The sequence below is a fragment of the Kribbella kalugense genome (assembly GCF_004365875.1).
Lineage (GTDB): Bacteria > Actinomycetota > Actinomycetes > Propionibacteriales > Kribbellaceae > Kribbella > Kribbella kalugense.
This window is the reverse complement of sequence record NZ_SODF01000001.1, coordinates 402,431-424,214: the sequence shown is the minus strand read 5'-3', so window position 1 is coordinate 424,214 and position 21,784 is coordinate 402,431. Positions and strand designations below refer to the sequence as shown.

The 21,784-nt window shown below is 68.3% G+C and carries 23 protein-coding genes; 4 read left to right on the top strand and 19 right to left on the bottom strand.

Going from position 1 to position 21,784, the window contains the following annotated elements; translation table 11 throughout:
• Nucleotides 1-107: 107 nt before the first annotated feature.
• Genes pyrF through pyrR form a run of 8 tightly spaced genes read right to left on the bottom strand, consistent with a single transcriptional unit; the run spans nt 108 to nt 9,759 of the window.
• Nucleotides 108-971 carry an orotidine-5'-phosphate decarboxylase gene (pyrF, locus tag EV650_RS02065; RefSeq protein WP_238173972.1) on the bottom strand — a complete coding sequence of 288 codons (864 nt, stop codon included), beginning with the start codon at nt 969-971 and terminating at the stop codon, nt 108-110.
• Nucleotides 968-2,047: a quinone-dependent dihydroorotate dehydrogenase gene (locus EV650_RS02060; RefSeq protein WP_238173971.1), complete on the bottom strand. Its 1,080-nt coding sequence runs from the start codon at nt 2,045-2,047 to the stop codon at nt 968-970. Before EV650_RS02060 ends, pyrF begins: the two co-directional genes overlap by 4 nt.
• Nucleotides 2,040-5,342 carry a carbamoyl-phosphate synthase large subunit gene (gene carB, locus EV650_RS02055; protein ID WP_134114749.1) on the bottom strand — a complete coding sequence of 1,101 codons (3,303 nt, stop codon included), beginning with the start codon at nt 5,340-5,342 and terminating at the stop codon, nt 2,040-2,042. Before carB ends, EV650_RS02060 begins: the two co-directional genes overlap by 8 nt.
• Nucleotides 5,342-6,460, bottom strand: a complete 1,119-nt coding sequence (gene carA / locus EV650_RS02050; protein WP_134114747.1) for a glutamine-hydrolyzing carbamoyl-phosphate synthase small subunit — start codon at nt 6,458-6,460, stop codon at nt 5,342-5,344. Before carA ends, carB begins: the two co-directional genes overlap by 1 nt.
• A complete protein-coding gene (locus EV650_RS02045; protein WP_134114745.1) occupies nt 6,457-6,948 on the bottom strand; it encodes a PH-like domain-containing protein in 492 nt (163 codons plus the stop codon). The genes carA and EV650_RS02045 overlap by 4 nt, the downstream gene beginning before the upstream one ends.
• On the bottom strand, nt 6,945-8,237 hold the full coding sequence (locus EV650_RS02040) for a dihydroorotase (RefSeq protein WP_134114743.1): 1,293 nt from the start codon (nt 8,235-8,237) through the stop codon (nt 6,945-6,947). Before EV650_RS02040 ends, EV650_RS02045 begins: the two co-directional genes overlap by 4 nt.
• A complete protein-coding gene (locus EV650_RS02035; RefSeq protein ID WP_134114741.1) occupies nt 8,234-9,169 on the bottom strand; it encodes an aspartate carbamoyltransferase catalytic subunit in 936 nt (311 codons plus the stop codon). Before EV650_RS02035 ends, EV650_RS02040 begins: the two co-directional genes overlap by 4 nt.
• Complete coding sequence (gene pyrR / locus EV650_RS02030) at nt 9,166-9,759, bottom strand: bifunctional pyr operon transcriptional regulator/uracil phosphoribosyltransferase PyrR (protein ID WP_134114739.1); 594 nt, start codon at nt 9,757-9,759, stop codon at nt 9,166-9,168. Before pyrR ends, EV650_RS02035 begins: the two co-directional genes overlap by 4 nt.
• Nucleotides 9,760-9,934: 175 nt before the next feature.
• Between pyrR and bldD the strand changes: the two genes are divergently transcribed.
• Complete coding sequence (gene bldD, locus EV650_RS02025; RefSeq protein ID WP_439648751.1) at nt 9,935-10,477, top strand: transcriptional regulator BldD; 543 nt, start codon at nt 9,935-9,937, stop codon at nt 10,475-10,477.
• Between the two features lie 227 nt (nt 10,478-10,704).
• Here bldD and nusB read toward each other — a convergent pair whose 3' ends face one another.
• Entirely contained in the window at nt 10,705-11,115 is a 411-nt protein-coding gene (gene nusB / locus EV650_RS02020; protein ID WP_134005612.1) for a transcription antitermination factor NusB, read from the bottom strand.
• 56 nt (nt 11,116-11,171) lie between these two features.
• On the bottom strand, nt 11,172-11,735 hold the full coding sequence (gene efp, locus EV650_RS02015) for an elongation factor P (protein WP_134114737.1): 564 nt from the start codon (nt 11,733-11,735) through the stop codon (nt 11,172-11,174).
• A 136-nt stretch (nt 11,736-11,871) separates the two neighbouring features.
• Between efp and EV650_RS02010 the strand changes: the two genes are divergently transcribed.
• The gene (locus EV650_RS02010; RefSeq protein WP_134114735.1) at nt 11,872-12,780 is read left to right on the top strand and encodes a hypothetical protein; all 909 of its coding nucleotides are present in this window, start codon (nt 11,872-11,874) and stop codon (nt 12,778-12,780) included.
• On the opposite strand, the gene fxlM is transcribed toward EV650_RS02010, so the two are convergent.
• Nucleotides 12,764-13,912 carry a methyltransferase, FxLD system gene (fxlM, locus tag EV650_RS02005; protein WP_134114732.1) on the bottom strand — a complete coding sequence of 383 codons (1,149 nt, stop codon included), beginning with the start codon at nt 13,910-13,912 and terminating at the stop codon, nt 12,764-12,766. The genes EV650_RS02010 and fxlM overlap by 17 nt on opposite strands.
• 5 nt (nt 13,913-13,917) lie before the next feature.
• On the bottom strand, nt 13,918-14,415 hold the full coding sequence (locus EV650_RS02000) for a MarR family winged helix-turn-helix transcriptional regulator (protein ID WP_134114730.1): 498 nt from the start codon (nt 14,413-14,415) through the stop codon (nt 13,918-13,920).
• 84 nt (nt 14,416-14,499) lie between these two features.
• On the opposite strand from EV650_RS02000, the gene EV650_RS01995 reads away from it, so the two are divergent.
• Nucleotides 14,500-15,408, top strand: coding sequence for an EamA family transporter (locus EV650_RS01995; protein WP_202874313.1), 909 nt, complete (start codon nt 14,500-14,502; stop codon nt 15,406-15,408).
• Between the two features lies 1 nt (nt 15,409).
• Nucleotides 15,410-16,012: an NAD(P)-dependent oxidoreductase gene (locus tag EV650_RS01990; protein ID WP_134114726.1), complete on the top strand. Its 603-nt coding sequence runs from the start codon at nt 15,410-15,412 to the stop codon at nt 16,010-16,012.
• A gap of 47 nt (nt 16,013-16,059) precedes the next feature.
• On the opposite strand, the gene EV650_RS01985 is transcribed toward EV650_RS01990, so the two are convergent.
• The 7 genes from EV650_RS01985 to aroC form a co-directional block, all read right to left on the bottom strand.
• Nucleotides 16,060-16,701, bottom strand: a complete 642-nt coding sequence (locus EV650_RS01985; protein ID WP_202874308.1) for a response regulator transcription factor — start codon at nt 16,699-16,701, stop codon at nt 16,060-16,062.
• Between the two features lie 372 nt (nt 16,702-17,073).
• A complete protein-coding gene (aroQ, locus tag EV650_RS01980; RefSeq protein ID WP_134119830.1) occupies nt 17,074-17,511 on the bottom strand; it encodes a type II 3-dehydroquinate dehydratase in 438 nt (145 codons plus the stop codon).
• A gap of 14 nt (nt 17,512-17,525) precedes the next feature.
• The gene (locus tag EV650_RS01975; RefSeq protein ID WP_134114721.1) at nt 17,526-17,726 is read right to left on the bottom strand and encodes a hypothetical protein; all 201 of its coding nucleotides are present in this window, start codon (nt 17,724-17,726) and stop codon (nt 17,526-17,528) included.
• 86 nt (nt 17,727-17,812) lie between these two features.
• Nucleotides 17,813-18,895, bottom strand: a complete 1,083-nt coding sequence (locus tag EV650_RS01970; protein ID WP_134114719.1) for a Gfo/Idh/MocA family protein — start codon at nt 18,893-18,895, stop codon at nt 17,813-17,815.
• 89 nt (nt 18,896-18,984) lie between these two features.
• Nucleotides 18,985-20,073 carry a 3-dehydroquinate synthase gene (aroB, locus tag EV650_RS01965; protein WP_134114717.1) on the bottom strand — a complete coding sequence of 363 codons (1,089 nt, stop codon included), beginning with the start codon at nt 20,071-20,073 and terminating at the stop codon, nt 18,985-18,987.
• Nucleotides 20,070-20,570: a shikimate kinase gene (locus EV650_RS01960; protein WP_134114715.1), complete on the bottom strand. Its 501-nt coding sequence runs from the start codon at nt 20,568-20,570 to the stop codon at nt 20,070-20,072. The genes aroB and EV650_RS01960 overlap by 4 nt, the downstream gene beginning before the upstream one ends.
• Nucleotides 20,567-21,766, bottom strand: a complete 1,200-nt coding sequence (gene aroC, locus EV650_RS01955; RefSeq protein ID WP_134114713.1) for a chorismate synthase — start codon at nt 21,764-21,766, stop codon at nt 20,567-20,569. Before aroC ends, EV650_RS01960 begins: the two co-directional genes overlap by 4 nt.
• Nucleotides 21,767-21,784: the final 18 nt, after the last annotated feature.

Here is a 21,784-nt window from a genome sequence, read left to right as displayed (position 1 = left end):
ATCTGCAGCACGACAGGATGTGTCGGCCTATCTCACCCGATCGGCCGAGCAGCTGAGCGTGACCGCGCCCGGCGAAGCCGGACACCTCCTGTCGAGCTGCAGATCTCTCAGTAGCCGAGCACCGTGCGGTAGGCGTCGTTGGCTCGGTCGGCTGCAGACTGGAGGGCGGTGGGGGTGGGGCCGGCGCCTAGGATTTCGCGGGAGCTTGACGGTACGACGTTGCGAACTGCTGGGCCGAAGACCTGGGTCAGGCTTTCGGCGGTGCCGCCTTGGGCGCCTAGGCCGGGGGCTAGTAGCGGGCCGTTGATGTCTAGGTTCTCGGTCGTGGAACTGATGGTCGCGCCAACGACTGCGCCGAAGGAGCCGAGGTCGTCGGTGCCGGCGTTCAGCTCTCGCAGTCCGTCGAGGACTGCGCCGGCGACCGTTGAGCCGTCGGCTGTGCGGGCCGACTGGAACTGCGGGCCTTCCGGATTCGACGTCAGGGCGAGGACAAACAGCCCCGCCCCGGACTCGCGTGCCTCGTCGATCGCAGGCTGCAGCGAGCCGAAGCCGAGGTACGGGCTGACTGTCAGCGCGTCGCATGCCAACGGAGCCTTCTCGGCCAGGTACGCCGCCGCGTAGCCGCCCATCGTGGTCCCGATGTCGCCGCGCTTCGCGTCGATGATCACCAGGGCGCCGGCCTCCCGCAGCAGGATGGTCGCCTGCTCGAGGACGGCGATGCCGGCCGAGCCGAACCGTTCGAAGAACGCGGACTGCGGCTTGAACACCGCGACCCGGTCGGCGAGCGCGTCGACCACGCCGAACGTGAAGGACGCGAGACCTTCGGCCGTGTCCGGCAGGCCCCACGAGTCCAGCAGGTGCTGGTGCGGGTCGATACCGACGCAGAGTGGTCCGCGGGCGTCCATGGCCGCGCGCAGGCGGGCACCGAAAGGCTTGTTACGCATGTCGCTCCCGAATGGTTGGTTGCTCATGGCAAGCTCCTGTTGATCTTCCGGATCAGGCCGGGTCCGCGGTAGATCAGGCCGGTGTACACCTGGACGAGGCTGGCGCCGGCATCGAAGAGGCGGGTGGCGTCGGACGGGTCGACGATCCCTCCTACTCCGATGATCGGCAGCGCTCCCCCGGTCTCGTTGTGGATGTGGGAGATGGTCTTGGCCGCGATCTCCGCCAGCGGGCGGCCCGAGAGGCCGCCGGTCTGCGCAGCGAGCGGGTGGTCCGAGACGCCGGGACGGGTGATGGTGGTGTTGGTGGCGATGATGCCGGCGACGCCGACCTCGGTGCAGACCTGGAGCAGTTCGTCGATCGCGGACGTGGTGAGGTCCGGGGCGATCTTCACCAGGATCGGTTTCGGCGTCAGCCCGGATGCGGTCAAACCGGCCGCCTCGGTGTGCAGGGCGGTCAGCAGTTCGCGGAGGTGGCCTGCGTCCTGGAGTGAACGCAGTCCGGGGGTGTTCGGCGAGGAGACGTTGACCGCGAAGTAGTCGCCGTACCGGTAGAGGCGGCGCAGTGAGGTCACGTAGTCCTCGACTGCATCCTCCAGCGGGGTGATTTTGGACTTGCCGATCGAGATGCCGAGCGGATATCCCAGATCCCCGTAGGCCGCGAGGCGTTCAGCCAATGCCGAGGAGCCCAGGTTGTTGAAACCCATCCGGTTGATGACTGCCTCGTGCTCGACCAGTCGGAACAACCGCGGCCGCTCGTTGCCGGGCTGCGGGTGTGCGGTGACCGTGCCGACCTCGACGAAGCCGAAGCCGATCGCCGGCCACGCGCGCAACGCGATCCCGTTCTTATCCATGCCTGCCGCCAGCCCAACCGGCGACGGAAACCGCACCCCGAACACGGTCCGTGCCGAGGCGGAGCCGAACACCCGGGACCCAAGAGCAGGCACGGCCGGGATGCGCCCGAGCAGGCGCATCCCGTTGAGCGTCTGCTCGTGGGCGACCTCGGCGTCACCACGACCCAGCCGGTAGAGCACGGGCCGGACGAGGCGCTCGTACCCGGACCGCCCGGACCGCCGCGCCGGCACGCTCCCCGCCCGCTCAGACACCGCGGATCCTCGGGACCCAGTCCTGTAGGGACCGTACGCCGATGTCGCCGGCGCGCTGAGCCTCGATGCCCTGTACGGCGGCCGCGAGCCCCTGCACTGTGGTGATGCACGGGATGTTCCGCGCCACCGCCGCGCTGCGGATCTCGTATCCGTCCAGTCGCGGCGAACCGCCTTGGGTGATCCCGATCGGCGTGTTGACGATCAGGTTCAGCTCGCCGTCCTGGACCATCTGGACGATCGTCGGCTCGCCGTTCGGCCCCGGACCCTGGCTGCTCTTCCGCACCGTGACCGCTTCGACCCCGTTGCGTCGCAGCACGTCCGCCGTACCTTCGGTCGCGTAGATCTGGAAGCCGAGATCCGCGAGCCGCTTGACCGGGAAGATCATGTGCCGCTTGTCCCGGTTCGCGACCGACACGAACACCTTGCCTGAGCCCGGCAGTGGCTGTGACGCCCCGGCCTGCGACTTGGCGAACGCCGTACCGAAGGTGTCGTCGATGCCCATCACCTCGCCGGTCGACTTCATCTCCGGCCCGAGCACCGTGTCGACGGACGCGCCGTCGATCGTCCGGAACCGGTTGAACGGCATCACGGCTTCCTTCACCGCGATCGGCGTCGAGGTCGGCAGCGTCCCGCCATCACCGACGGCGGGAAGCATGCCCTCGGCCCGCAGTTCGGAAATGGTTGCCCCGAGCATCACCCGGGCCGCCGCCTTGGCCAGCGGCGTCGCGGTCGCCTTCGACACGAACGGCACCGTCCGCGACGCCCGCGGGTTCGCCTCGAGCACGTAGAGCACGTCCCCGGCGAGCGCGTACTGCACGTTCAGCAGGCCGCGTACGCCGACACCGCGAGCGATCGCCTCGGTCGACCTGCGGATGTTCTCGACGTCCGCGTTCCCGAGCGTGATCGGCGGCAGCGCGCACGACGAGTCACCGGAATGCACCCCGGCCTCCTCGATGTGCTCCATCACGCCGCCGAGGAACAACTCGTTCCCGTCGTACAACCCGTCCACATCGATCTCGACCGCGTCGTCGAGGAACCGGTCGATCAGCACCGGGTGCTCGAACGCCTCGCCGCCACCCAACCGCTCCAGCGCAGCCGAAAGCTCAGCCGTGCTGTAGACGATCTCCATCCCACGACCGCCGAGCACGTACGACGGCCGGACCAGCACCGGGAACCCGATCTCCTCGGCGATCACGTGCGCTTCTTCGGCCGACAACGCCGTACCGTGCTTCGGCGCCGGCAGCTGCGCGGCCGCGAGCACCTTGCCGAACGCGCCCCGCTCCTCCGCCAGGTGGATAGCCTCCGGCGGCGTTCCCACGATCGGCACGCCGGCATCCGCGAGCCGCTGCGCCAGGCCGAGTGGCGTCTGCCCGCCGAGCTGGACGATGACCCCGGCGACCGGGCCGGCCTGCATCTCGGCGTACACGATCTCGAGGACGTCCTCGCAGGTGAGCGGCTCGAAGTACAGCCGATCCGAGGTGTCGTAGTCGGTCGAGACCGTCTCCGGGTTGCAGTTCACCATCACGGTGCAGTAGCCGGCCTCGCGCAACGCCATCGACGCGTGCACGCAGGAGTAGTCGAACTCGATCCCCTGGCCGATCCGGTTCGGCCCCGAACCCAGGATCAGCACGGCCGGGGTCTCCCGCGGCGCGACCTCGGTCTCCTCGTCGTACGACGAGTAGTGGTACGGCGTCTCGGCCTTGAACTCGGCCGCACAGGTGTCGACCGTCTTGTAGACCGGCCGGATCCCGAGCGCCTGCCGAACTCCGCGTACGACGTCCTCCGTCAGCCCGCGGATCTCGGCCAGCTGCAGGTCGGAGAACCCGTGCCGCTTCGCCAGCTTGATGATGTCCGGCGTCAGCCGAGGTGCGGCGGAAACCTGCAGAGCGGTCTCGTGGATCAGGTACAGCTGGTCCACGAACCACGGGTCGATCTTGGTCGCGTCGAAGATCTGCTCCGGTGTCGCACCGGCCCGGATCGCGTCCATGATCGTCCGCAGCCGCCCGTCATGCGGCGTCTTGATTGCCTCCAGCAACGGCTCGAGCTCGCTGGCCGGCGAACCCTTCCAGGAGAACCGGGCTTCCGGCTTCTCCAGCGAACGCAGCGCCTTCTGCAGCGCCTCGGTGTAGTTGCGGCCGATCGCCATCGCCTCGCCGACGCTCTTCATGTGCGTGGTCAGCGTCGCGTCCGCGGCCGGGAACTTCTCGAACGCGAACCGCGGCACCTTCACCACCACGTAGTCCAGCGTCGGCTCGAAGCTGGCCGGGGTCTGCTTGGTGATGTCGTTCGGGATCTCGTCCAGCGTGTAGCCGATGGCAACCTTGGCGGCGATCTTCGCGATCGGGAAGCCGGTCGCCTTCGACGCCAGCGCGGACGAACGCGACACCCGCGGGTTCATCTCGATCACGATCAGCCGGCCGTCGGCCGGGTCCACCGCGAACTGGATGTTGCAGCCGCCGGTGTCGACGCCGACCTCGCGAATGATGCCGATGGCAAGGTCCCGCATGACCTGGTACTCACGGTCGGTCAGCGTCATCGCGGGCGCGACCGTGACCGAGTCGCCGGTGTGCACGCCCATCGGGTCGACGTTCTCGATCGAGCAGATGATCACGACGTTGTCGGCCTTGTCGCGCATCACCTCCAGCTCGTACTCCTTCCACCCGAGGATCGACTCCTCGATCAGGACCTCCGTCGTCGGCGAAGCGTGCAGTCCGGCGCCGGCGATCCGGCGCAGGTCGGCCTCGTCGTACGCCATCCCGGAGCCGACGCCGCCCATCGTGAACGACGGCCGCACCACCAGCGGGTAGCCGAGCTGGTCGGCCGCACCCATCACGTCGTCGAGCGTGTGGCAGATCACCGACCGCGCCGTCTCCGCGCCGAGCTTCTCGACGATGTGCTTGAACGACTCCCGGTTCTCACCGCGCTGGATCGCATCGACGGACGCGCCGATCAGCTCGACGCCGTACTTCTCCAGTACGCCGTTCTCGTGCAGGGCGATCGCCGCGTTCAGAGCGGTCTGGCCGCCCAGGGTCGCGAGCAGCGCGTTCGGGCGCTCCTTCTCGATCACCTTCTCGACGTACTCCGGGGTGATCGGCTCGACGTAGGTCGCGTCGGCGAACTCCGGGTCGGTCATGATCGTGGCCGGGTTGGAGTTCACCAGGACGACGCGGAAGCCCTCTTCACGCAGTACCCGGCAGGCCTGGGTACCGGAGTAGTCGAACTCGCAGGCCTGACCGATCACGATCGGGCCGGAGCCGATCACCAGGACCGATTCGATATCTGTACGGCGTGGCATCAGGCCCTCCCCTCCATCAGTTCGACGAATCGATCGAACAGGTACGCCGAGTCGTGCGGACCGGCCGCCGCCTCGGGGTGGTACTGCACCGAGAAGGCCAGCACCTTGCCGTCCTTGGTGAGCCGGAGCCCTTCGACCACGTTGTCGTTCAGCGAGACATGCGACACCTCGACAGTCCCGTACGGCGTCTCAACCGGACCGTCCAGCGGCGCGTCCACAGCGAAGCCATGGTTCTGCGCGGTGATCTCCACCTTCCCGGTGGCCCGGTCGAGCACCGGCTGGTTGATCCCGCGATGCCCGTACTTCAGCTTGAACGTCCCCAGCCCGAGCGCCCGCCCGAACACCTGGTTCCCGAAGCAGATCCCGAAGTACGGCTTGCCGCGCTGCAGCAGCTCCTTCAGCAGCGTGGTCGGGTGCTCGGTGGTCTCCGGGTCGCCCGGACCGTTGCTCATGAAGATGCCGTCCGGGTTGACGGCCAGCACTTCCTCCAACGAAGCGGTGGCCGGCAGCACGTGCACCTCGATGCCGCGCTCGGCCATCCGCTTCGGCGTCATCGACTTGATCCCGAGGTCGAGCGCGACCACGGTGAACTTGCGTTCGCCGATCGCCGGTACGACGTAGGTCTCGGCAGTGGTGACCTCGTCGGCGAGGTCCGCACCCACCATCGGCGCCTGCTGCAGGACCTTCTCCAGCAGGGCGGCCGGGTCGAGGAGCTCGGTGGAGATCCCGGCCCGCATCGCGCCGCGCTCGCGCAGGTGGCGGGTCAAAGCCCGGGTGTCGATCCCGGAGATCCCCACGATCCCCTGCGACTTCAGTTGGTCGTCGAGCGATCGCGTGGCACGCCAGTTCGACGAAACGCGGGCCGGGTCACGCACGACGTACCCGGCGACCCAGATCTTCTGCGACTCGTCGTCCTCGTCGTTCACGCCGGTGTTGCCGATGTGCGGCGCGGTCTGGGTGACGATCTGCCGGTGGTACGACGGGTCGGTCAGCGTCTCCTGGTAGCCGGTCATCCCGGTGGTGAACACCGCCTCGCCGTACGTCTCGCCGGTCGCCCCGTACGACGTGCCGGCGAACGACCGGCCGTCCTCGAGGACCAGGAGTGCGGGCTGGCTCATCTTTGCTCGGCTCCGATCAGTGTTGCGATGGATTCGGTCAGGGCGGCGGTGTCGGCCTTGCGACGCGGGCGGAACCCGGTGTCGAGCTCGCGGCCGTCGTGGGTCCAGGTGACCACGACCAGGCCGGACTTCTCCGCGGTCACCTTGCCGGCGATCCCGCGGTCGGTCCGGACGCCGGTCAGGTGGTCTACGGGGATGAACACATCCGTCGCGCCCTGCCGGTGGAAGATCAGGCCGTCCGCACTGACGGCCAGGTCCGCGATACTGCGGACGCCCAGTTCGTACACGGCGATCCGGTCCATCCAGTCGCCGGCACTCGTCGTCGCGACGTACACACCTTCGATGCCGCGAATCTTGTCTTCAGGTGCCGGTGGCAACGGTGCCAGGTCGGTCTGCCGGGACTGGCGGTTCCGCCAGCCCCGATACATGCCGAAGTACGCCACCGCAAGAACCAGCAGCGTGCCGACAATGCCCAGGAAAGCCTTCACCGTGTCAGGTCACCATCCAGCACGGTCGGCGTACCGCGGAGGAACGTCGCGACCACCTTGCCCGGCAGCGTCATCCCGTCGAACGGCGTGTTCCGCGACAGCGAGACCGAGTCACCGGGGACGACCGTCCGCTCGACCGTCGGGTCGAGGAGCACCAGGTTCGCCGGTACGCCGGCCTCCAGCGGGCGACCGTGCTCGGTGATCTGACCGATCGCGGCCGGCCGGTAGCTCATCCGGTCGGCGACCTCGGCCCAGGTCATCAGCTTGGTGTCGACCATTGCGTGCTGTACGACGCTCAGCGCCGTCTCGAGCCCGGTCATACCGAACGCGGCCGCGCTCCACTCGCAGTCCTTGTCCTCGACCGGGTGGGGCGCGTGGTCGGTGGCGACGATGTCGATCGTGCCGTCGGCCAGGCCCTCGCGGACCGCCTCGACGTCCGCCTTGGTCCGCAGCGGCGGGTTCACCTTGAAGACCGGGTTGTACGAGGTCAGCAGATCCTCGGTCAGCAGCAGGTGGTGCGGAGTGACCTCGGCCGTGACCTCGAGCCCGCGCTTCTTCGCGGCCCGGACGATCTCCACCGAGCCCTTGGTGGACAGGTGGCAGATGTGCAGCTTCGAGCCGACGTGCGCGTTCAGCAGGATGTCGCGGGCGATGATCGCCTCCTCGGCGACGCTCGGCCAGCCGGTCAGGCCGAGAACGCCGGAGAGCGCTCCCTCGTTCATCTGCGCGCCCTGGGTCAGCCGCGGCTCCTGCGCGTGCTGGGCGATCACACCGTCGAACGCCTTCACGTATTCGAGCGCGCGCCGCATCAGCGCGGCGTCCCAGACACAGTCGCCGTCGTCGGAGAACACCCGGACCCGGGCCGCCGAGTCCGCCATCGCGCCGAGCTCGGCGAGCTGGGTCCCCTTCCGGCCGACCGTGACCGCGCCGATCGGGTACACGTCGGCGTACCCGGCGTCGCGGCCGAGGCGCCAGACCTGCTCGACCACACCGGCGGTGTCGGCGACCGGGTCGGTGTTGGCCATCGCGAACACCGCGGTGAACCCGCCCTTGGCCGCGGCCCGGGTGCCGGTCAGCACGGTCTCGGCGTCCTCGCGGCCGGGCTCGCGCAGGTGCGTGTGCAGGTCGACCAGCCCGGGCAGCGCGATCAGGCCGGCGCCGTCGATGACCGTCGTACCCTCGGGCGTCGAGAGGTTAGTGCCGACAGCAACGATCTCGCCGTTGTCGAGGAGCAGGTCCGCGACCTCACCGCCGACGATGCTCGCTCCGGTGATCAAGTACGCGGTCATGCGGTTTGCTCCTCTTCGTTACTTCCAGATAGCAGCAGGTACAGGACAGCCATGCGGATCGCCACGCCGTTGGTGACCTGTTCGACGATCACCGAGCGGGTCGAGTCGGCGACCTCGGCGCTGATCTCCATCCCGCGGTTCATCGGGCCGGGGTGCATGACGATCGTGTCGTCCGGCAGCTGCGCCATCCGGTGTACGTCGAGGCCGTACCGGCGGGTGTACTCGCGGGCGCTCGGGAAGAACGCCTCGCCCATCCGCTCCCGCTGTACCCGCAGCATCATCACCGCGTCGGTCTTCGGGAGCACGCTGTCCAAGTCGTACGACGTCGCGCACGGCCAGGCGGTCATGTCGACGGGCAGCAGCGTCGGCGGAGCGACCACGGTCACGTCGGCGCCGAGGGTCGACAGCAGCAGCACGTTGGACCGCGCGACCCGCGAGTGCAGGACGTCGCCGACGATCGTGATCCGGCGACCCTCCAGCGAGCCGAGGTGGCGTCGCATCGTGAACGCATCGAGCAGCGCCTGGGTCGGGTGCTCATGGGTGCCGTCACCGGCGTTCACCACCGAGCCGGTCATCCAGCCCGAGGTCGCCAGCAGGTGCGGCGCGCCTGAGGAGCCGTGCCGGCAGACGACGCCGTCGGCGCCCATCGCCTGCAGCGTCAGCGCGGTGTCCTTGAGGCTCTCGCCCTTGCTCACGCTCGAGCCCTTGGCGGAGAAGTTGATCACGTCCGCCGACAGTCGCTTGGCGGCCGCCTCGAACGAGATCCGGGTCCGGGTCGAATCCTCGAAGAACAGGTTCACCACGGTCCGCCCGCGCAATGCGGGCAGCTTCTTGATCGGGCGGTCGGCCAGCGACCGCATCTCCTCGGCGGTGTCGAGGATCAGGTGCGCCTCGTCCCGGCTCAGGTCGGCCGCGCTCAGCAGATGCTTCACTTCGCCCCCTTGTCGGCGATCAGGACCGCGTCCTCGCCGTCGTACTCGGTCAGGTGGACGGTGACGCGCTCGACCAGCGAGGTCGGCAGGTTCTTGCCCACGTAGTCGGCGCGGATCGGCAGCTCGCGGTGCCCGCGGTCGACCAGGACGGCCAGCTGGACCGCGCGCGGCCGGCCGATGTCGCCGAGCGCGTCGAGGGCCGCCCGGATGGTTCGGCCGGAGAACAGCACGTCGTCGACGAGTACGACGACCTTGCCGTCGATCCCGTCTCCCGGGATGTCGGTGTGTTCCAGGCCACGCGGTGGCTTGAGACCGATGTCGTCGCGGTACATCGTCACGTCGAGTGACCCCGTCGGTACGCTCTGCCCCTCGACGGCCTGGATCCGGGCCGAGACGCGCTGCGCGAGTGGGACACCGCGGGTGGGGATGCCGAGCAGGACGACCGGGTCGGCGCCGCGGTTCCGCTCGAGAATCTCGTGGGCGATCCGGGTCAGTGCCCGGGATATATCGGAAGCGTCGAGGACCTCGCGGCTACCGCGTTCAGACGGCTGCACGACATCCGGTTGCTCTGCGCTCTGGGCAGGGCTCATCGCTACCGTTCCTCCTTTCCCGCCTCTCTGGACGGGTCTTTAAAGGACGTTCGGACCGCTTGACATGGTATCGGATGTGACACGCCGTCTTGACGCTGGCCTCCGACCCAGAATATTGTTACTCTGTGTAATCGAGGGGGTTTCACCACACCGGCTCGTTCCCTGCGAGCCGGACATGACGAAACTAGTCGGAGGGAAGACCAGCGTGCCGAGCGAATACGCGAAGACACTGGGTGGCAAGCTACGTGCCATCCGCCAGCAGCAAGGGCTGTCGCTGCATGGCGTGGAAGAGAAGTCCAAGGGTCGCTGGAAGGCGGTCGTCGTCGGCTCCTACGAGCGCGGCGATCGGGCCGTCACGGTCCAGAAGCTCGCGGAACTCGCCGATTTCTACGGCGTTCCGATCCGTGAGCTGCTGCCAGGAAACGCCAGCGCGGCCGCGGCTGCTGCCGCTCCTCCCCGGTTGATCCTCGACCTGGAGGCCCTGCAACACCTCGACGCGAGCGAGGCCGGTCCGCTGACGCGGTACGCGGCCACGATTCAGGCTCAGCGTGGGGACTACAACGGCAAGGTGCTGTCGATCCGTCAGGACGACATGCGCACGCTCGCGGTGATCTACGACGAGTCGCCGACGACGCTGACCGAGCGTTTCATCTCCTGGGGTGTGCTGAACCCGGAGGCGAAGGGTGACGTCGAGGAGTCCGAGGCAGCCGGCGCCTGACGCGCTGAACGCCAGCCGAAGGCACTAGACGGTCGGGGCTTGTAGCAGCTGGCCCGCGGCCGCCCGCCTTCACCATTGACCCAACAGAGCAGTACCGGCAACACAACGCAGTACAAGCGGCGGGGTACCACTTCACCGGCCGCGCACGGGGACGCAATGGCGGCCCGGGACCGTAACGAGACGGTCACCGGGCCAGATTACAAAAAGAGGGCTCGCCCCCCTCGACCTCAGACGCCCAGTGTGGGCTTGAGCTGCAGCAGTCTCGCCAGCAGCCCGTTCACGAAGGTCGGCGACTCGTCGGTCGACAGGTCCCGCGCCAGCGCGACCGCCTCGCTCACCGCGACCACGTCCGGAACCTGGTCGTCGAACAGCAGCTCGTAGGTACCGATCCGGAGGATGTTCCGGTCGACGGCCGGCATCCGGTCCAGCGTCCAGCCCACCGAGTGCGTCTCGAGCAGGTCGTCGATCTGCTCGCTGTGCTTCGCGACGCCTTCGACCAGCGCCACGGTGAACTCGTTCACCGGCGGGTCGTTGTCGGCTACCCGGTCGGCCAGGGTGCCGCCGACCGGCAGTCCCCTGACCTCCGACTCGAACAGCACGTCCAGTGCGCGCTTGCGGGCCTTGCTACGGGCAGACATGTTCTGTTGTCAGCTCTCTGTGTAAGACCTCTGGATGTAAGACGGTGTCTAAGAGCTCAGGACGTGACGCGGCCGAGGTAGTCACCCGTGCGGGTGTCGACCTTGACCTTCTCGCCGGTGGTGAGGAACAGCGGGACCTGGATGTCGTAGCCGGTCTCCAGCTTGGCCGGCTTGGTGCCACCGCTGGAGCGGTCACCCTGCAGACCCGGCTCGGTGTACTCGACCGTGAGCTCGACCGAGGCCGGGAGCTCGACGTACAGCGGGAGGTCGTCGTGCACCGCGACGATGGCGTCCTGGTTCTCCAGCAGGAAGTGCACCGCCTCGCCGACCACCTCGGGCTGAAGCTGCAGCTGCTCGTACGTCGACTTGTCCATGAACACGTACGCCGTGCCGTCGTTGTACAGGTAGGTCATGTCGCGCTTGTCGACCGTGGCCACGTCGACCTTGACGTCGGCGTTGAAGGTCTTGTCCACCACCTTGCCGGACAGCACGTTCTTGAGCTTGGTCCGGACGATGGCGCCGCCCTTGCCCGGCTTGTGATGCTGGAACCAGACAACGGACCACAGCTGTCCGTCCAGGTCGAGCACCATGCCGTTCTTGAGGTCGTTCGTCGATGCCACGCGGGTATGCCCTTCGAATTCGATCAGCGGTAACACGAAATTGTAGCGGTCACTCCCCCTTTCCTCCGATTCGCAGGTCCCGGTCGGCCTTGCCGCGGCATACGCTGGCAGTCCAGACCCATTAGGGAGGCCTGCGATGACGGGGTTCGTGATCTTCGTCGTGGTGATGATCGTGGTGAGCCTGATCAACAAGGCGAAGCAAGGATCCAAGCGGCGCAACGGTACGCCGAGTCCGCGCGTGCAGGCGATGATCGAGAAGATCCAGGCCCAGCAGGGTGGCAACCAGCCGATCCAGTTCCAGGGTCAGTTCACCCAGGCGGCCGGCCAGGGCGGACCGCCACCGGCCCAGAGCAAGCCCCTGGCCCAGCAGACCTCCTTGCCCACCCAGACCGGCAGCGCACCAGGCAGTCAGCAGGTCGCGGCGGTTCTGGAAACGCTGCTGCAGAACGGCCGGCAGCCGCGTCACCTGGGCGAGCGGAACTCCCCGGGCCAGGCATCACAGTTGCCCGGCAACCCGACGCCGTACGCACCGGCCGGTCAGTACCAGCCGCCAGGCCAGTACCAGCCGGGCCAGTACCCGCCGGCCCAGTTCCAGCAACCGCAGTACAACGCGAACCCCTACCAGCCGCCGGCGCATCGGCCGCAGCAGAACCGCCTGCCGACGCCGAACCAGGACCTGGACGCGAAGGTCCGCGAGCTGATGAACGCGAACAACGAGGTCGGCGCGATCCGCCTGCTGAGCGAGGAGCGCCAGCTGGGCATCCTCGAGGCGCAGGCCTACGCCCGCTCACTCATCGCCCCCAAGACAACGTCGAAGCGCACCGGGTCAACGAGTGAAACCGGGTCCGAGCCGGACGACGACGAGGGACGGTGGGTCGGTTCGGCCGCGTTCGCGGAGTCGATCTTCAACCTCGACGACCCGGACGAGAACGTCTGGGCCAGCGGCTGGGTCGACAAGCCCGAGCCAGAGGACCGGTCCGACATCGACGAGCTCTGGCAGACGGTCAGCAAGCCGCTGCGGCCGGGAACTACACCTCCCAGTTGACAGTGATGTAGCTGTGTCGCCGGGCGATGTGGAAGCCCGGCGACAGTACGTCGCCCGCCGCATGCACCTCGAACGTCGGTCCGGGCCCGTGTCGCAGAGTCCGGTCCCAAACGTGCACCTGCTCCAGCACGCGATCGATCAGCTCAGCTGCGTCCGGACCATGGCCACTGCACCCCAATTCGACCTGGCCATCAGACCGGCCCGGACGCAGGACGACATACGCCAGGCTGTCCGCGGTCGCCACGGCCCCGACCCACTTCAGCCCGTCTCCGGACAGGACGCAGTACCCGGGCAGCGTGGTCGCCAGCCAGAGGTAGAGGTCGAGCAGCACAGGATCTTGGCGATGCACCTCTACGCCTGACCAGGTCTGCTCGACCGGCAGCGTCAGTACGTCGTCACTGGGATGCGGCTCGTCCTCCTGGTCCTCGTCGAAGGACAGACCGGCGTCATCGAGCGGGATCAGGCGCTCGTAGTTCGCCCCGGCGCCTTGCATGCTGACGAACCCGCAGATCGTCGTGGACCGGCTCTCCAGGTGGTCACCGACCCGGTCGAACGCAATCGACCGCGTCTGCCCGCGCACCCGCAGCGGTACGACGATCCGCCCCAGCGGCCGCAGTTGACGCAGCCAAGCAGTCGCGATGTCCCATGCGGTGACCGTCACGACGATCCGGTCGTACGGCGCTCCGTCCGGATCACCGAACGTTCCATCGGCCCGTACGACGGCAACATCGTCGTACCCGGCCTCGTCGAGCAGCGTCCGCGCCCGGTCGGTCACCTCCGGGTCGATGTCGACCGTGGTCACCGCACCGCCCGATCCGGCCAGCTCCCGCATCAGGGCGGCGTTGTAGCCACCCGAGCCGATCTCGAGCACCCGATCCCCCGGCCGGATCGCGGCCTGCTCGAGCATCAGCGCGATGATGCTCGGCTGCGACACCGAACTCACCACCACGCCGGCCCGGTTCCGCTTCATCGGAACGACGTCGTCGGCGTACGCGATGTCGAGCGGAGCGTCCGGGACGAACAGGTGCCGAGGGACCGCCTCGAATGCGGCCGCCACCCGCCGGTCATGGATGGTGCCTTCGGTCACCAGATGCCGAACGAGCGAGGTACGCAGCGAGTCCACCTCTGCCATGGCAGTCAGTCTCGCTTGTCCCCGAGCGATTCCAGCAGCGACCGCAGCAGACCGGCCAACTGGTCGCGTTCACCAGCCGACAGCCCCGACAGGAGCTCTGCCTCGGTGTCGACGTGGGTCGGTAGCACCTTGTCGATCAGCTCGAGGCCCTTGGCCGTCAGCGTCACCTGTACGCCGCGACCGTCGGTCTCGCTGGGCGCGCGAGTCACCAGACCGCGGCCCTCCAATCGATCCAGCCGCTGACTGATCGCTCCCGAGGTCACCATCGACGAGCGCATCAGCCCGGCCGGCGTCAGGCTGTGCTCCGGGTTGCTCCGCCGCAACGTCGCCAGTACGTCGAACGACGCGCGATCCAGGTCGTACTTGGCGAAGTTCCTCCGCAGCTCGGCATCAAACAGGACACTGAGCCGGCTCAGCCGCCCGATGATCCCCATCGGCGACGCGTCCAGGTCGGGCCGCCGCTCGCGCCACTGCTCGAGCACCAGGTCGACATGATCTGCCATCTCCCCACCCTAGCGCGAGATTGCTTAGCGCTCAGCGATCTTGGGGTATTGAAAAGTTGCTTAGCACTAAGCTACTTTGTCTTAGTGCTAAGCAATCGACGACTTTCCGTCCTCCTGGTCACGGCGATCACGCCGATGCTCTGGGGCACGACGTACCTGGTCACTACCGAGTTCCTGCCTCCCCACCGCCCACTGCTGGCCGCATTGCTTCGGTCGCTGCCGGCCGGCCTGCTGCTGGTCGCGCTGACCCGCGTCCTGCCGCGCGGCAGTTGGTGGTGGCGCGCACTGGTGCTCGGCACTCTCAACATCGGAGCCTTCAACGCACTGCTGTTCGTCGGCGCCTACCGCCTGCCGGGCGGCGTGGCCGCGACGGTTGGCGCGATCCAGCCGCTCTTGGTCGCACTGCTGTCGGCCGGTCTGCTGCGGCAGCGCATCTCTCTGCGCACTGTGCTCACTGCGCTGGCCGGCGTGTTCGGCGTCGGCCTGCTGGTACTGCGAGCCACGGCCCACCTCGACACCTGGGGTGTACTCGCGGCACTCGGCGGAGCAGTCGTCATGGCGTTCGGCGTCGTACTCAGCAAGCGCTGGACCTCACCGGCTCCCCTACTGGCCACTACCGGATGGCAACTGGTCGCCGGTGGACTCGTACTGCTGCCAGTGGCGTTCCTGGTCGAAGGTGCACCGCCTGCCTTCACTGCGCGAAACCTGGTCGGCTACGCATACCTGACGATCATCGGGTCGGCCGTCGCCTATGCACTCTGGTTCCGTGGCCTCCGAGAGCTGACGCCTACCGATGTCACGTTCCTCGGCTTGCTCAGCCCAGTCATGGCCACAACACTCGGCTGGCTCGTGCTGGACCAGCACCTGACGGTTTGGCAGGCCCTCGGCGGCCTGATCGTGCTGGCCGCGCTCGTGTCCGCCCAGGTACGCCGGAAGGTCCGGCCAACTCCAGCTGTCGAAGCCCCAGCCCTCGCTGCAGCCGGGGAGCGGTGACATGCGAATCCTGGTCTGGGGCGCAGCCGGCGCCGTCGGCAGTCGAGTCACCCAAGAAGCACTAGAACGCGGCCACAACGTCACCGCGGTCGGCCGCTCCGGTCCGGTCCGCGGTGACGCCGCAGACCCGAACGACGTGGCCCGCTTGAGTACTGGGCACGATGTGCTCATCAGCGCGACCCGACCGCGTCCCGGGCACGAAGGTGAGCTCGTCGACGCGGCCAAGGGTCTACTGATCGGCCTGCGCGGGAGCGGCGTACGACTGATCCTGGTCGGCGGCGCGGCGAGTCTGATCGTCCCCGGGCCTGAGGTGTTGCTGGTCGACGCGCCTGACTTCCCAGGGGACCTCCGATCGATCGCCTTGGCCTGCAACGCGCAGTACGACGTCGTGCGGGCAGCGAATGATGTGGACTGGACGTATGCGAGCCCGCCGGCGCTGCTCGAGCCCGGCACGCGGACCGGTAGCTACCGGAAGGGCTACGACCATCTGGTCACCGGTGTGGATGGCAGTTCGGCGATCTCGATGGAGGACTTCGCTGTCGCGCTGGTCGACGAGGCGGAGCGAGCTGAGCACGTCCGGCAACGGTTCACCGTCGGCTACTAACGAACAGCCGGCCCCTGCTGTCTGCAGGGGCCGGCTGGGTTGGTATTTCAGATAAGGCCTTCGCGCAGTGCGTACGCGACGGCATGTGAGCGGTTCTTCAGCTGGAGCCGGCTGGTCACGTCGTGGAGGACGTTCTTGACCGTCCGCTCCGAGTAGGACAGCTCGCGAGCGATCTCTTGCGTGTCCTTGCCGTCCGCGACCAACCGCAGTACCTGCGTCTCGCGGTCGGACAGGCCGGTGTGGGACAGCCCGCGTGGTGCGAGCACGTGCCGCTGCATCCGCGACACCTGGCCGAGCAGCCTGCCCAGCAGGTCCGGAGGCAGGCTGCCGTCACCCGCGGCGGCGGCCTGCACCAGGTGCACGATCCGGTCAGCGGTCGCCTCGGTACGGCGCAGTACGCCGGACACGCCCAGCTCGACCGCGGTCATCAGTGCGTCGTCGTCGATCGTGCCGCCGATCAGCACGGTCCGGCGGCAACCCCGCTGCGTTGCGTTCCGGAGCACCTGGACCGCACCGGTGTCGAGCGAGTCGACGGCGATCAACGCAACCACTGGCGGGGCGGTGCGCTGGTCTGTCGAAAGCCCGGGCAGCAGTGCGGCCAGGTCGGTGTCGCTGATCAGGCTGATCTCCGGCCGCTGCCGAAGCGCGTGCACGAGCCCGAACTGCGACAACGGGTCCAGCGCCTTCACCCAAACCGGAATACGGTGTTGCACATTCGGTTGCCCATTGGTCATACCTGTCACTCCCCCAGAGCGTTTTTGAACGGAACGGATCGAATCCGTAGTCACACGAACCCCCATGTCGTCGATTTCCTCCCGATCGTGCGCCCGAACCGCCGTCCTTTCGGACCGGTCACGGTCGGTGTCACGACCCAACGCCTAGGGTGAGGTACCGGCGTTTCACCGGCGTCTCACCCCGACTTCTTGGCCGTCGGCTCCGGAAACGTGCCCGCACAGGTGCCCCAGATCTGCCCATACCCACCAGATGCCCGAAGGGGCAGGTTGGTTGCGAGCCGATAGCCGCCAACAGATTACGCGTTGAATGCGGCGAGCGTAAGTAGGTTACGACTCAAGCGAGGTGAGCGCTCGGAGCGCGAGGCGGTAGGAGTCGAGCCCGAAGCCGGCGATGGTTCCGGTCGCCACGCCCGCGACGACGCTGGTGTGCCGGAACTCTTCGCGGGTCGCCGGGTTGGTGAGGTGGATCTCGATCAACGGCGCGGTCCGCTGCGCGATCGCGTCGCGGAGCGAGTACGAGTAGTGCGTGAACGCGGCCGGGTTCAGTACGACGGGGATCCGGCCGTCGGCCGCCTCGTGCAGCCAGCCGACCAGCTCCGCCTCGTCGTCGGTCTGCCGGATCTCGACGTCGAGCCCGAGCTCGGCGCCGGTCTTCTCGCAGACCCCGACCAGCTCGGCGAACGTCGTCGTACCGTATTTCTCCGGCTCGCGGGACCCCAGTCGTCCGAGGTTCGGCCCATTCAGCACCAGCACCCGCCTGCTCACATCCGTCACAGCACTCACCCTAGTGCCCTCGCGAACGCTGTCCTCGCCTCGGCCAGGGCGGTCGGGTAGCGGTCGGCGGCGGACTGTCGGCCGGAGATGGCGAGCCAGTTGCGGTAGGCGAGGATCCGCTGGGTCGAGAGAAGCTGGGCGGACATGAGCTCGGCGGCCAGGTCACCACCGATCGCCTCGGCCAGGGCACGTTCGTCGTCGTCCATGAACTCGCGCAGCCGGGTCGCGAGGCGAGCGCCAGGCGTGCGGCCGAACGCAGTGGACGTATACCTCCTGTCGAGCTGCAGCGGAGCTAGGCACCCCACGGTGCGCCGGGGCCGCCCATGCGTTCGGCGTACGGCGTGCCGTGGGTGAGTTCGCCGCGGCGGACGGGCTTGTCGGTGAAGGCGGAGGCGTAGATGGCGGCGGCCAGCTCGATCGTATTGCGGGCCTCGGTCAGGGTGACCGGGGTCGGTGTGCCCGCGGCCTTGGCGTCCAGGATCGCGGCGAGCTGGGCCGTGTGGCCGCTGGCCACATCCGGGAGGTCGGTCGACCAGGCCTCGGCGATCTCCTCGTGGCCGGGGGCCGGCGTGACGGTCCAATCGGGGTTCTTGTAGCCGTACAGGTGTTCCAGCTCCACGGTCGCGTTCTCGCAGTCGAACCGGAGCTGGGACGTCTGGCGGGCCGACACCAGCGAGTTCACCACCGAGGCGACCGCGCCGTTCTCGAAGGTCACCAGGGCCATCGAGACATCCTCAGTCTGGGTCGGCCGCGCCTGCCGGGCCGCGAGCGCGGTGACCTTCTCCCACGGGCCGAGGACGGACAGCAGCAGGTCGTACTGATGGATCCCATGACCCATCGTCGGCCCGCCGCCCTCGACGTCGAACGTCCCGCGCCACGGCACCGCGAAGTACTCGTCGTCGCGGTACCAAACGGTGTTGCACAGGGCAACCAACGGTCGCCCGAGTACGCCGTCACCGAGCAACTGCCGCAGCCGGACCGCACCCGATCCGAACCGGTGCTGGAACACGCACGCCACCTGCGCCGACGATTTCTCCTCCGCCGCCAGCAGGGTGTCGAACTCGTCCAGCGAGAGCGTCGGCGGCTTCTCCATGTACACGTCGACGTCCGCGGCCAGGCACTCGGTGGCCAGCGGTACGTGCGAGTTGGGCGGCGTACACAGGTGAATCAGGTCGACGCGATCGGCCGCGAGCAGGTCGGTCAGACTCGGGTACGTCGCCGGGATGTTCCACTGGGCGGCGAACTCCTTCGCCCGGTCCAGGTCGACATCGACAGCCGCCACCAACTCGGCCCGATCGGCGAGTGCGGTGACAGCCCGAGCGTGCGAACGGGCGATCCCGCCGGTACCAACGATCGCAATCCTCTGCTTACTCATACTGGAAAGCCCTTTCCGAGGGGTCACCAGCATCCTCTGCGGGCTCCACCCGAACTACAAGGCACTGCCCACCATGTGACCGGATCCGGTCAGCTGATCTCGCCGTACGCGGCTATCAGGAGGCTGGGGTCGGGGCCTTCGAGGATGGTGGGTTTGGCCAGGGCGTCGAGGATGACGAAGCGGAGGCGGTCGGCTCGGGTTTTCTTGTCGAGCTTCATTGCGTCCTGGAGGTGCGGCCAGGCATCGGCGCGGTAGGTGACGGGGAGGCCGAGGGATTCGAGTACGGCGCGGTGGCGGTCGGCGGTCGTGTCGTCGAGGCGGCCGGCCGCGCGGGCCAGTTCGGCGACGAAGACCATGCCGATGCTGATCGCGGCTCCGTGGCGCCACTTGTACCGCTCGACGCGTTCGATCGCGTGGCCGAGGGTGTGTCCGTAGTTCAGCGCCTCGCGACCGATCCGGCCGCCGACCGCGGTGGTCCGCTCGCGGAGGTCCGCGCCGACCGTGTCGGCCTTCACCTGGATCGATCGGGCGATCAGTTCTTCAGTCGCGCCGTACGACGGACTTGTAGCGCCGGCCGGGTCCTTCTCGACCAAATCGAGGATCGTCGGGTCGGCAATGAATCCGCACTTCACGACCTCGGCCAGGCCGCTCACGTAGTCGTTCAACGGGAGGGTCTCGAGGGCGGCAAGGTCGCAGAGTACGCCGGCCGGCTCCCAGAACGCGCCGACCAGGTTCTTGCCCTCGGCGGTGTTGATCCCGGTCTTGCCGCCGACGGCCGCGTCGACCATACCGAGCAGCGTCGTCGGGATGTGGACGACCTTCACGCCGCGCAACCAGGTCGCCGCGACGAAGCCGGCCAGGTCGGTCGTCGTACCTCCGCCGACGCTGACGATCGCGTCCGACCGAGTGAAGCCGGCCTGTCCGAGCACGGACCAGCAGTACGCCAGCACCTCCGCGGTCTTGGCCTCCTCCGCGTCGGGGATCTCGACCGCGTGCGCGGTGAACCCCGACCCGGTCAGATCGTCGCGGATCGCGTCACCGGTCGAGCGGAGCGCGCGGGGGTGAATAACAGCGACCCTCTGCACGCCCTCGCCCAGCAGCGCCGGCAGCTCCCCCAGCAGATTGTTGCCAATGACAACGTCGTACGGCGCAGCAGCAGCAACCCGGATCCTGGTCATCCCAGATGCTCCAGGATTTCTTCGGTGATCTCGTCTGGGGTTTTGTTGTCTGTGGCGACGGTGAGCTTGGCGACCTCGGCGTACAGGGGGCGGCGGGCTTCCATCAGGTTGCGGAGCTGGGTGCGGACGTTGCCGAGCAGGAGCGGTCGGGCGACGCTCATGCCGACGCGCTTGGACGCCTCGCCGAGGCTGACCTCGAGGTAGACGACCGTGTGGCCGGCCAAATCAGCCCGCGTCGCGGGGTCCAGGATCGCGCCGCCACCGAGCGACAGCACCTCGCCGTCGTCCTTCAGCGCGGCGACGATCGCGGCCCGCTCCAGCGCGCGGAAATGCGGTTCACCCTCGTCGACGAAGATCTCGGAGATCGGCTTGCCGGCGACGGCCTCGATGTCGGTGTCGGTGTCGCGGTGCGTGGCCTTCAACCGCTCGGCCAGCAGGCCTGCGATCGTAGACTTGCCCGATCCCGGCGGCCCGACCAGGACGACGACCGGGCTCACTCCCACTCCCGCGGAGCAATCGTGGTCGGCAGATTCGCCAGGTAGGACTGGTGGTTGCGCGCGGACTCCTTCACCGAGTCGCCGCCGAACTTCTCCAGCGCGACATCGGCCAGCACCAGCGCGACCATCGCCTCGGCGACAATCCCCGCAGCCGGTACGGCGCACACGTCCGAGCGCTGGTGGTGCGCGGACGCCGCCTCCCCGGTCGACGTGTCGATCGTCCGCAACGCCCGCGGCACCGTCGCGATCGGCTTCATCGCGGCGCGGACCCGCAGGGTCTCGCCCGTACTCATGCCGCCCTCGGTACCGCCCGAGCGCCCACTGGTACGCCGGACCGCGCCGTCCTCGGCCACGATCTCGTCATGCGCCTTCGAACCCGGCGTCCGGGCCAGCTCGAACCCGTCCCCGAGCTCGACACCCTTGATCGCCTGGATCCCCATCAACGCACCGGCCAGCTTCGAATCCAGCCGCCGATCCCAGTGCACGTAGCTGCCGAGCCCCGGCGGAAGACCGTCCACCACGACCTCGACCACGCCACCGAGGGTGTCGCCGGCCTTCTGCGCGGCGTCGATCTCGGCAACCATCTGCTTGCTCGCGTCCGGGTCCAGGCAGCGGACCGGATCCGCGTCCAGCTTCGCGACATCGGCGTACGACGGAATGACGCCGTACGGCGCCTTGACGGTGCCGAGCTCGACGACGTGGCTGACGATCGTCACGCCGTACGCCTGGCGCAGGAAGCGGGCCGCGACCTCGCCGAGGGCGACCCGGGCGGCGGTCTCGCGGGCACTGGCGCGTTCGAGCACCGGGCGGGCCTCGTCGAACCCGTACTTCTGCATGCCGGCCAGGTCGGCGTGACCGGGCCGCGGGCGGGTCAGCGGAGCGTTCCGGGCCAGGCCGGCGAGGGTCTCCTCGTCGACCGGATCGGCGCTCATCACCTGCTCCCACTTCGGCCACTCGGTGTTGCCGACCTGGATCGCGCACGGGCTCCCGAGCGTCAGTCCGTGCCGGAAGCCGCCGAGGAACGTCACCTCGTCCCGCTCGAACTTCATCCGGGCGCCGCGGCCGTAGCCGAGCCGCCGACGGGCCAGGGCGTCGGCCACGTCGTCAGTGGTGACCTCAACCCCGGCGGGAAGACCTTCGAGTACGGCGACGAGCGCTTGTCCGTGCGACTCGCCGGCGGTAAGCCAGCGCAGCATGCCCGGATTCTTTCACGC

Coding starts and splice junctions, on each gene's coding strand:
- pyrF (WP_238173972.1), bottom strand. CDS start 971: ATGAGCAACCAACCATTCGGGAGCGACATGCGTAACAAGCCTTTCGGT.
- carB (WP_134114749.1), bottom strand. CDS start 5,342: ATGCCACGCCGTACAGATATCGAATCGGTCCTGGTGATCGGCTCCGGC.
- carA (WP_134114747.1), bottom strand. CDS start 6,460: ATGAGCCAGCCCGCACTCCTGGTCCTCGAGGACGGCCGGTCGTTCGCC.
- EV650_RS02040 (WP_134114743.1), bottom strand. CDS start 8,237: ATGACCGCGTACTTGATCACCGGAGCGAGCATCGTCGGCGGTGAGGTC.
- pyrR (WP_134114739.1), bottom strand. CDS start 9,759: ATGAGCCCTGCCCAGAGCGCAGAGCAACCGGATGTCGTGCAGCCGTCT.
- bldD (WP_439648751.1), top strand. CDS start 9,935: ATGACGAAACTAGTCGGAGGGAAGACCAGCGTGCCGAGCGAATACGCG.
- nusB (WP_134005612.1), bottom strand. CDS start 11,115: ATGTCTGCCCGTAGCAAGGCCCGCAAGCGCGCACTGGACGTGCTGTTC.
- EV650_RS02010 (WP_134114735.1), top strand. CDS start 11,872: ATGACGGGGTTCGTGATCTTCGTCGTGGTGATGATCGTGGTGAGCCTG.
- fxlM (WP_134114732.1), bottom strand. CDS start 13,912: ATGGCAGAGGTGGACTCGCTGCGTACCTCGCTCGTTCGGCATCTGGTG.
- EV650_RS02000 (WP_134114730.1), bottom strand. CDS start 14,415: ATGGCAGATCATGTCGACCTGGTGCTCGAGCAGTGGCGCGAGCGGCGG.
- EV650_RS01990 (WP_134114726.1), top strand. CDS start 15,410: ATGCGAATCCTGGTCTGGGGCGCAGCCGGCGCCGTCGGCAGTCGAGTC.
- EV650_RS01975 (WP_134114721.1), bottom strand. CDS start 17,726: ATGGACGACGACGAACGTGCCCTGGCCGAGGCGATCGGTGGTGACCTG.
- EV650_RS01970 (WP_134114719.1), bottom strand. CDS start 18,895: ATGAGTAAGCAGAGGATTGCGATCGTTGGTACCGGCGGGATCGCCCGT.
- aroB (WP_134114717.1), bottom strand. CDS start 20,073: ATGACCAGGATCCGGGTTGCTGCTGCTGCGCCGTACGACGTTGTCATT.
- aroC (WP_134114713.1), bottom strand. CDS start 21,766: ATGCTGCGCTGGCTTACCGCCGGCGAGTCGCACGGACAAGCGCTCGTC.